This is a genomic window from Schwartzia sp. (in: firmicutes) (assembly GCF_978017985.1).
Window position 1 is genome coordinate 1 of sequence record NZ_CDXDFU010000069.1, and the last position, 9,705, is coordinate 9,705.

Genomic DNA, 9,705 nt, shown 5'->3' on the forward strand with positions numbered 1-9,705 from the left:
AAGTAGCCCGAAGGGCGTTAAGCGGAGGTCAAGGAGGCAAGACCTCCTTGTAGGGTTTTGAAGGGACAACGTCCCTTCAAAAGAAATGTATGATAGTATTGTGCAGTTGAAACGACAGCTTTTTGATGAAACTGTTTTACAAAACATTCACTAAAACGCTATGTACTTATTAAACATATAAAAAACGGGAATTTGAAGGGACAGCACCCCTTCAATTCCCGTTTTCCAAAAGCGCCTGATACACATCTCTTCTTGAAATTCCCAGAACCTGCGCCGCGCTTCTCATGGCTTCTTTTTTGTTTTGGCCTTCCGCCATATATTTTTTAACCAGTTCTTCCGGCGATGCCGCAGGAGCTGATATTTCCTCCGCTTCTTCCTTCATTCCTTCAACCACTATGACGTATTCGCCTCTCGGCTCGACTCCGCTTACATCAGGGCGCAGTGAGGACAAGGTTCCTCTTGCAAATTCCTCAAACTTCTTCGTGAGCTCTCTTGCGAGCACCGCAGGGCGGTCTCCCAGAGCCGTATAAAGCTCCGTCATTGTAGCCTTCAGATGGTGCGGAGCTTCGTAAAAAAGAAGTGTTTCCCGATGATTCTTAACTTCATCAAGGCGTTCCTTCCTTTTCTGCCTGGTCTTCGGCAGAAATCCTACAAAGGAGAATCTGGTGGTATCAAGGCCTGAGCATATCAGCGCGGAAAGAGCCGCGTTCGCTCCCGGCAGCGGAACAACCCGTATGCCGGCCTCAATGGCCTGCTGCGCCAAAAGACTGCCCGGGTCCGCAACTCCGGGAAGCCCCGCATCGCTTACACAGGCAAGATCATTGCCATCAAGCATCCACTGAATGAGCTCGGGGCCTTTTTCTTCTTTATTGTGTTCATGATAGCTTGTAAGCTTTGTATGAATATCAAAATGTGTCAAAAGCTGGCGCGTGTGACGTGTATCCTCCGCCGCAATAAGAGGAACTTCTCCCAGGATACGTACCGCACGATACGTCATGTCCTCAAGATTCCCTATGGGTGTCGCGCACAAATAAAGGACGCCGGGGGCCTCCTGCTCCCGTACGTCCCTGTTATTTCCCTGCTGGTTCATCATTGCATGTTTCCTTCCCGTAATACCTCAATGCTTCCGGCGTATAATTCCCGTCAGCATCATATACCCGAAGTGTTGGCAGCCACCGTATATTTCCCGGCCGGCCTCCCACCATAGCTTCAACAATCGCAAGATTTGCAGGCTTCCCCTGCCGTGGCTCTACCAGCATCACACGTTTCGCCGCCATCTGATTTTCACTAAGGGCTATAAAAATTTCATCCAACCGCTCGGGAATATGTACCATGACAAAGCGTCCGTGATATTTCAGTGCATATCTGGCAGCCCTTACAACGTCGGAAAGCGATGCGGTATACTCATGCCTTGCTCTGGCACGCTCGGGAACAGCCGCCGACAGTCCGCTTTTCAGCGGATAATACGGCGGATTTGCCAGAACCACATCAAAGCTTTCATTGGGATATAGCTCGGAAATGTTTCTGTAATCTCCCTGCCTGACATGAATCTTATCCTCAAGGCCGTTATATGCCACGCTGCGCGCCGCACGCTCCGCCATCTCCGGGTCGAGCTCCACAGCCTCAACCGACTCAGCTTCCTCAACCATCAAAAGGGGAATAACTCCTGTGCCTGTCCCCAAATCAAGAACCCGGCATTTCCTGCCATACTTCGGAAAATGCGCCAGGAGCACTGCGTCCATACCGAAGCAGAAGGCGTCAGTTCTCTGAATAACTTTACGCCCCAGATGGTTCAAATCATCAAGCCGTTCCTTCTCCCGAAGCTCTATATCATTCATTGTTTTCCGGAGCGCCGTTTTCGCTGCGCTCCCTGCGCGGGCGGCGGTCTCTGTGGTCGCGTCCGCCCTTATCGCGGTGTTGACGTTCGCCGTCACGTTTGCCATGTCCATGCCCTTCATGGCCTTCCTTTGAGCCTTTATGATGGTCTCCGTCGCCACGATTACGGCGTCTGCGTCCGCGCGGGCGATCACCCATGTTTTCGGCAGCTTCTGCCTGAATAGCCGCGATAGCCGCCAGTGCTGCTACATTTGCGAGATCCTCTTCCTCAGGCTCCTTTTCTACAACATCCTCCCATGAAGCCACGATAGTCTTTCCATCGTCGAGAAGAATAGTAGCCGTACGACGCTGCTGATTCAGCGAAATTACTTTTCCTTCGCCCTCTATGCTGACAACACGACTTCCCTGCGTCGGCGGAAGGACTTTTTTCTGTGCGTGGCAGTTGGAGCAGTAGCACTCACTTTCATATTTAAGGCAGCACATGAGTCTGCCGCAGATTCCTGAAATCTTTGTCGGATTAAGGGAAAGATTCTGTTCCTTAGCCATGCGGATTGAAACAGGAGCAAATTCCCCGAGAAATGTCGCACAGCAGAGAGGACGCCCGCAGCATCCGATACCGCCAAGCATTTTTGCCTCGTCGCGCACACCGATCTGACGGAGCTCAATACGTGTACGGAATACCGCCGCCAAATCCTTTACCAGCTCACGGAAGTCAACGCGTCCGTCAGCCGTGAAATAGAATACGATTTTATTTATATCAAATGTATATTCAACATCAACAAGCTTCATCGGAAGATTGCGCGCCGCTATTTTCTCCTCGCAGATACGCATAGCTTCCTTTTCCTGTTCGTGGTTGCTTCGCACGCGTTCACGGTCCTCATCTGTAGCCTTGCGCTGCACAGCTTTAAGAGGGAGCGTCACTTCCGAATCCTCGACCTGACGCGGGCCAAGCACAACATGACCAAACTCCACGCCCCGTGCTGTCTCCACGATAACATCGTCGCCCTTTGCGATTTCGAGCGGTCCGATGCCGAAATAATATATTTTGCCCGCTTTTTTGAAGCGAACGCCAACAATCGTCTGCAATGTATTCCCTCCTGTGCCGGCCCGTGAAAAGAGCCGCATCATTCATTTATTGCCGCAAGCCCGTATCAGATAAGCCTCTATCTGCAGTCTCGCGTTTGCATTGGAGCCCGTGATTCTTCGCTCAAGCTCCTTTGTTAATTCCATAAGTTCAAAAAGCCGCGCCTCGGAAAAATCCGAAAGCAGCCTGCCAAGCTCTCCCGCAAGGTCCTTCTGGCTGACCTCCGCTCCGCTGTAAAGAGCAAGCATATCTCTGATTAATAGGCGAAGATAGCGGATTCTGTCGGCAAGCTCTTCCTGCCGGCATTTCCCGAGCCTTTCCCCCTCTGTCCAAACATCAGACAGCGGCATATTTTTGAAGCGTTTCAAAAGCCCCAGGACTTCGTCCCGAATACTGAGCGCACCCTCGTCCAAAAGACGTACGGCACGCCCAAGGCTTCCTCCCGAAAGAGGAGCTATCCCCTGCGCGTCTGATTCCGAAATCCCCCTGACACCCAAAAGCTTAACAAGAGTTTCCTCTTTCAGGGGTGCAAACGGAAGCAGCAGACACCGGGACACAATGGTGTCCAGCAGTGCCTGCTTCGCGCTTGTCACCAAAATAAAAACAACGTCTCCCGTGGGTTCTTCCAGTGTTTTCAAAAGGCTGTTCTGAGCGGCTTCATTCATCCGCTCCACCGAGTCCATAAGAACTGCACGCCTTTCGGAAAGCTTAGGAACACGGCCGATTTCCCGTTCGAGCTCGCGAATCTGTTCAATCTTTATGCTTTTTGCCGCACGTCCAGCAGACTCAGGCTCTACCACGTAAAAATCCGGGTGGGTACCGTCTGCCATAGCACGGCAGCTGCCACACTGTCCGCACGGCTCTCCGTTTTTCGAAGACATGCATAGAAGTGCCGCCGCCAGAGCCTGTGCCGTTCTTCTTTTCCCGACTCCGTCAGGACCGTAGAACAGCAGCGCGTGCGGCAGTCTGTTTTCCGCAAGCATTCTTTTAAGACGGCCTACAGCCTCTTCCTGCCCGAGGATTCCCTCCCATGACGTTTCCATCAGCTGTAAAGGTCCACAAGCATGCCGCGGATTGCGTCCTGTCTTGCGACAATGGTCAATGCGTCTGCCTGTCCCAGTCTGATATCTTCGGCCATATCTTCAAGCTCACGGTCAATTTTACGCACCGTGGTATAGACCTTCTGACGGCCCATGCGGTCCCATCCCGCCGATGTATGGAGAGAATACATGCGTGATACTGCTTCACCTACAAATTCCTTGACGAGGGTACGGTATTCCTTGAGCTCATCATAGGTCGGCGTATTGGTAAGACGCGCACCCTGCTCGTCAATCTTCTTGAGAAGCTCTTCAAGCTGCTCGCGTGTCAGACTGCCCTGCTGGTCTTCCAGCTCTGCCGAAAAATCCGTATTCGTATCAGCCACATGTGCGCGCCCGCTTGCACCCGCCTCACGGGACATTGACTGCTGGCGCTGTGTGGAAATCGCATCGATCTTCATACTTTTCACCTTCACTTCGGACGATATTTCGCCGCAGGCGGTAAATAGACATACCACCCCATTGTCTTTTTATTATAACGCATTAGTTCATGTTTTGCCAACGGCAAAACTTCCTCTGTCAGCGTTTCCCACAGGACTAGCTTCGCGTCGCAACGAGGCACAGTCTTCGCCGAGTTATACCGTACAATGCCGCCGGTAAAAAGAAAAAAGCCGAGCGCATAGGCACCCAGCTGTAAAATTTTATCTCATTGTAAAATATTTTTGCTGAAATAACGCTCGGCGCGGTCTACAAATACTACAACGATATTCCCCTTCGCGCCGTCCTTTACGAGCTTCAGTGCCGCAGACATGGCAGCGCCTGCTGAAGAACCCGCAAAAATCCCCTCTCGCTTCGCAAGCTCCTTCACCTGTCCGAAGGCTTCCTCGTCCGTTATCTTATAAACCTTGTCCACCAGCTTAATATCCATGGTGTCAGCGATAAAATCGTTTCCGATTCCCTCTATCTCATAGTCGCCGTGCTCACCTCCGCCGATAACGGATCCCACAGGGTCTGCGAGAACTCCCTGTATCTCCGGATTCTTTTCCTTCAGATACTTTGTTATTCCCGAAAAAGTTCCGCCGGTGCCTGCACCCGATACGATATAGTTAATCTCTCCGTCAAGATCTTCAAAAATTTCAGGCCCTGTTGTTTCATAGTGCGCTCTCGGGTTTGCAGGGTTCTTGAACTGGTCCATAGTGACAGCCCCCGGTATGGAATCACGAAGCTCCGCAGCCTTTGCCTCTGCTCCGAGCATTCCGTCAGGACGGGGTGTTGAAACAATCTCCGCCCCCATTGCTTTCATAAGTGTCTGCTTTTCAGCAGAAAATTTCTCAGGTACGCAGAATATTACGCGATAGCCCTTGTTAAGTGCAGCAAATGCTATTCCGAGCCCTGTATTCCCTGCCGTGCCTTCGATAATCGTGCCGCCCGGCTTCAGCCGTCCGCTGCGTTCTGCTTCCTCAATCATTGCGCGCCCTACGCGGTCCTTTGCGCTGCCGCCCGGGTTCCACAGCTCAAGCTTTGCAAATATCCGTACGCCCTCCGGAAGGTCAAAATGTGTCAGCTCAACGAGCGGCGTATGCCCGATGAGCTCCTGCATGGATTTATAGTATCTCATTGTGTTATCCCCCTCAGCTGTTTCTTATTGCCTGATCCAAATCAGCAATCAAATCTTCCTTTGACTCAATCCCCACCGAGAATCGTATGAGGTTATCCGTGATTCCGACTTTATCCCTTGTTTCCTTAGGTATAGCCGCATGAGTCATTGTCGCCGGATGGCAGACGAGGCTTTCAACCCCTCCGAGGCTCTCCGCCAACACAATAAGCCGAAGGGCTTTATAAAATTTACGTATATTGTGTTTTTCCGTCAATTCGAAGGATATCATTGCACCGCCGTTTTTAGCCTGACGGGCATTTATTTCATGTCCCGGGTGGGAAGGCAGTCCGGGGTAATAGACCTTTTTGACTTCGGGATTTTTTTCAAGCCATTCGGCAATGCCCTGAGCATTCTCCGTGTGGCGGTCCAGTCTTACTGCAAGAGTCTTGATTCCGCGTATCAAAAGGAAGGAATCGAAGGGGCCAAGTACCCCTCCTGTCGAATTTTGAATAAAGGCAATACGCTCTGCGAGAGACTTATCCTTCACAACCGCCAGTCCGCCTACCACATCGCTGTGACCGCCGAGATATTTCGTAGCGCTGTGTACGACAATATCCGCGCCAAAATCCAGCGGACGCTGGAGATACGGACTCATAAAGGTATTGTCCACAATAGTGAGTGCACCATGCTTCTTCGCCACCGCAGCCACTGCCTCAAGGTCTGTTATTGTTAGAAGAGGATTTGCAGGGCTTTCTATCAGCACTGCTTTGACGTCAGGAGCCAGTTTCTTTTCAAATGCATCAATGTCAGTCATGTCCTCAAGAGCGTATGTGATACCAAAGTGATTAAACACCTTGTCCAGAACACGGAAGGTTCCTCCGTACACATTGCTCGAAAGAAGGATTTTATCTCCGCTCTCAAAAAGGCTCAATACCGCTGTAAGCGCAGCCATTCCGGACGCAAACGCAAAACCGTCTGTTCCGTGTTCAAGCTCCGCTATAAGCTTTTCAAGTGCCTGACGGGTAGGATTGCCTGTGCGTGAGTATTCCCATCCTCCGCGCATCTCCCCTATTCCGTCCTGCTGATAGGTGGACGTCTGATAGATAGGCACATTTACCGCGCCTGTCTGTTTGTCATTCTCATAGCCGGCATGAATAACTGCCGTTTCAAAATTTTCATAGCTTCCCATAATTCCCATCTCCGTTATGTATGTTATTTTTTCTCAGCGAGAATGAAGTGAATGTTCTCCAAAGCCCGCTGGTTATCCGTGCGCTCGTCAAAGAAATGCCGCTGGATATCTCTTGGTCCCTCATGACGGCGGATGCTGAAGCCCTCCTCGTTGAGAATCGTATGTATCTCTTCAACAGAGAAGCCGTGCAGCATGGGCTCACCAAGCTTGCTGGTGATTTCCGTAAGCTCGCGGACACGTCTCGGGCGTTTTTCCGCAAAGGTTGTCTCATCAGGGAAATCGAACACAAACTGGCTTCCTGACGATGCAAGCGTTCCTATGCTGCGGACGATACGTCTGAAGCTTTCAGGTGTCAAATAGTAGGCCACACCCAGAAGCGAGAAGAAGGATGCCCCCGCCTGACAGAAGCCTGCGCGAAGCAGCGCGCGTCCGAAGTCCTCTTTTTCAAAGTCCACAGGAGCGTAATGAACATTCTCCGGAATCGTCCATCTGAGCTTATGAATCCGCTGCAGCTTGTACGCCTGCGTGTCCGGGTGGTCAAGCTCATAGGTCTGTATCGTCTCGTCCGTATTGCGGAATGCAAAGGTATCCATACCCGCCCCCAGGACGACGTACTGGCTTTCCTGCTGACGCTCAGCAAACCTGCTAAGGGCACGCTCTGCAAACGCGATACGCGAAAGCGTAATCGGAGAAAAGTATCTGTCCATCTCGTCAAACACCCAGACACTTTCAAATCCATAGCGCGGCTCATACGGCTCTGCCGCGTAATCGCTTTGCAGCAGCCGTCCGATACGGTCGTATTCATCCTTGCCGATAATATCGTAGGCAAGATAATCGTCAAATATTTTATTCTTTCCCATTGTCGAATGATAAGCACGTGCAAAGGAGCACAGCTTTGCTGTCATACTTTCCTGTTCAGCAATCATGTTTATTCTTCCTTTCCCATATCACGATTGTTTTACGGTCTCCGTCATGACCCGGATATTGTCGACAGGCGTGGTCGTCGAAAGTCCGCACGCCGGGCTGATGATGTCAATCTTATCGCTCAAAAGCTTTTCAGTAGCTCTCTGAATCACGTCCGGTGTCTGAAGCTGCAGGGCGAAGGTGCTGAGATTTCCCATTACCGTTTCGACTCCGCAGGCTGCCTTGATATTTTTCAGATTAACCATCGCGTCTGTGCTTATGGCATCAGCGTGGATTCCTGCGAGATGCTTTTCTACCGACTCAAGCCGTCCGCATATATGCACAATTACCGGCGTGTCCAGAGCATGAATCCCGTCCACCAGCTTGTTGAGATACGGCACAGCGTAGTCACCGAACATCTTCGGCCCCAAAATTTCGCCCGTCGCCGTGGGGTCTGCGATTGTTATTACAGGGAACCCGCTTTCTACAAGAACCCCGGCATACTCTATGAGGAAATCCGCCACATAGTCCAGAACGCGGTTCGCGTTTTCCTTATCCCTCCGAAGCTCCTTCAAAAAGGTCATCGGGTCTACAATCGAAGCCGCCGTGGACACAGGGCCTGTAAGACTTCCGATTACAGGAATATCCGGATTTTTTCTGCCGATTTCATAGCCTGCCTTTGCTATCGCCTCGATACGGCCCTCCTTAACAAGCTTCTTTACGTCGTGTATCGGAACGTCCTTTGAAAACTCATAACGTTCCTTTGCAATTTTCGGCTCGCATTCCTCGTTTCCGAAATCAATCTCGCTGCCCAGTACCTCCGCTTCTACCGTCATACAGTAGGGGATGCCGAAATTTTCAAAGCCTGTCCTCGTCTGCACCGAAGAGGACAGCCTCTCCATAGCCTCAGCACTGTGGTGCACTGTAGGGAAGGACGCGCCGCATTCCTTCATGACATCCACCGTAGCGCTGTTCATCATTCCTCCCGGGCATATAACAGGCGGACGGTCTACAGTTTTCTTTTCCAGCACGCGGAAAAGACGTTCCTTGGGGGAAATATCATTCATCGCCTTCACCTCACGCGCTCTGCAGGGCGGCTTCCTCCGCCGCTGCAAAATCCTTGGCGATGCGGGCTGCTTCTGCTGCCGTAGAAGCGTATGCATCTGCCCGTATTTTCTTTGCGAAATTCGGTGAAATAGGGCCTCCGCCAATCAGCACCTTGTATTTATCACGCTTATCCTGCTTTTCAAGAAGCTCAACAACCTCCTGCATAGATGGCATTGCCGTTGTCATAAGAGTGGAAAGAGCGATAATCTCAGCGCCGTTTTCCTCGGCAGCATCTATAAAAGCCTGAGCCTTGATGTCGCGCCCAAGGTCAATAACCTCAAAGCCTGCGCTTTCCAGCATGATTTTCACAAGGTTCTTTCCTATGTCGTGGGTATCTCCCTCAACGACACCTATAACCACCTTATGCTGCACCCTCGTTTCCTCTCGGACGATATGCGGCTTCAGAATATCAATTCCCGCATACATCGCATCCGAGCACAGAAGGAGCTCAGGAATGAAATATTCCTCCTGCTCATAAAGCTCGCCCACCTTGTCCATCCCCTTTGAGAGTCCCTGCTCTATCGCAGCGTAGGCATCATAGCCGGCCTTTACAACCTCCGACGCGAGTTCTGCCGACTGCTCTTCATCCATATCTACAACCGCGTCAAAAAGTCCCTGATGCAGCTCCTGTTCCGTTGCCATATAAATTCCTCCTCTTTCATCAGCTTCACATTATTTATCAGCCAAAATTCTTTTTTGCGGCACGCCCGGCTATCCTTACCACGCTGCCCTTCTGCTTTTTTATCTCTCCGGCATCCGCCGCTCCGAAATCGCGGCAGTGCAGAATCCCCTCTGCGCTTATCGCATTTGCTCCGTAGCGCTTCTTATCAAGACCTACAGGGCAGACCGCCGCGCATCGTCCGCAGGGATAATGAAATTCCTGCTTCAGCTGCTGGTGATAAAGCGCGCATTTGTGTTTGTCCATGTTCGCCACAGGCTCGCCCTTCTTCCA

General features: G+C 51.3%; 10 protein-coding genes and 1 pseudogene. All 11 read right to left on the reverse strand.

All coding sequences use genetic code 11. The features are described from left to right. Window positions 1-211: 211 nt before the first annotated feature. On the reverse strand, window positions 212-1,090 hold the full coding sequence (rsmI, locus tag ACY69O_RS03195; protein ID WP_462332035.1) for a 16S rRNA (cytidine(1402)-2'-O)-methyltransferase: 879 nt from the start codon (window positions 1,088-1,090) through the stop codon (window positions 212-214). Then, window positions 1,071-1,838 (reverse strand): tRNA1(Val) (adenine(37)-N6)-methyltransferase, encoded by a 768-nt coding sequence (locus tag ACY69O_RS03200; RefSeq protein ID WP_462332027.1) that lies wholly within the window; start codon window positions 1,836-1,838, stop codon window positions 1,071-1,073. Before ACY69O_RS03200 ends, rsmI begins: the two co-directional genes overlap by 20 nt. Continuing rightward, window positions 1,831-2,922 carry a PSP1 domain-containing protein gene (locus ACY69O_RS03205; protein ID WP_462332028.1) on the reverse strand — a complete coding sequence of 364 codons (1,092 nt, stop codon included), beginning with the start codon at window positions 2,920-2,922 and terminating at the stop codon, window positions 1,831-1,833. The genes ACY69O_RS03200 and ACY69O_RS03205 overlap by 8 nt, the downstream gene beginning before the upstream one ends. Window positions 2,923-2,964: 42 nt before the next feature. Then, window positions 2,965-3,963, reverse strand: coding sequence for a DNA polymerase III subunit delta' (gene holB / locus ACY69O_RS03210; protein WP_462332029.1), 999 nt, complete (start codon window positions 3,961-3,963; stop codon window positions 2,965-2,967). Beyond that, window positions 3,963-4,379 carry a YaaR family protein gene (locus ACY69O_RS03215; protein WP_462332036.1) on the reverse strand — a complete coding sequence of 139 codons (417 nt, stop codon included), beginning with the start codon at window positions 4,377-4,379 and terminating at the stop codon, window positions 3,963-3,965. The genes holB and ACY69O_RS03215 overlap by 1 nt, the downstream gene beginning before the upstream one ends. 284 nt (window positions 4,380-4,663) lie before the next feature. Then, on the reverse strand, window positions 4,664-5,575 hold the full coding sequence (locus ACY69O_RS03220) for a PLP-dependent cysteine synthase family protein (protein ID WP_462332030.1): 912 nt from the start codon (window positions 5,573-5,575) through the stop codon (window positions 4,664-4,666). 13 nt (window positions 5,576-5,588) lie between these two features. Then, window positions 5,589-6,743 carry a cystathionine gamma-synthase gene (locus ACY69O_RS03225; protein WP_462332031.1) on the reverse strand — a complete coding sequence of 385 codons (1,155 nt, stop codon included), beginning with the start codon at window positions 6,741-6,743 and terminating at the stop codon, window positions 5,589-5,591. Window positions 6,744-6,766: 23 nt separating this feature from the next. Beyond that, window positions 6,767-7,669, reverse strand: a complete 903-nt coding sequence (locus ACY69O_RS03230; protein ID WP_462332032.1) for a class I SAM-dependent methyltransferase — start codon at window positions 7,667-7,669, stop codon at window positions 6,767-6,769. Window positions 7,670-7,690: 21 nt separating this feature from the next. Next, window positions 7,691-8,713, reverse strand: coding sequence for a uroporphyrinogen decarboxylase family protein (locus ACY69O_RS03235; RefSeq protein ID WP_462332033.1), 1,023 nt, complete (start codon window positions 8,711-8,713; stop codon window positions 7,691-7,693). Window positions 8,714-8,723: 10 nt separating this feature from the next. After that, window positions 8,724-9,395 carry a corrinoid protein gene (locus ACY69O_RS03240; protein WP_462332034.1) on the reverse strand — a complete coding sequence of 224 codons (672 nt, stop codon included), beginning with the start codon at window positions 9,393-9,395 and terminating at the stop codon, window positions 8,724-8,726. Between the two features lie 37 nt (window positions 9,396-9,432). Then, window positions 9,433-9,705: pseudogene (locus ACY69O_RS03245) on the reverse strand (hypothetical protein); the annotation flags it as partial.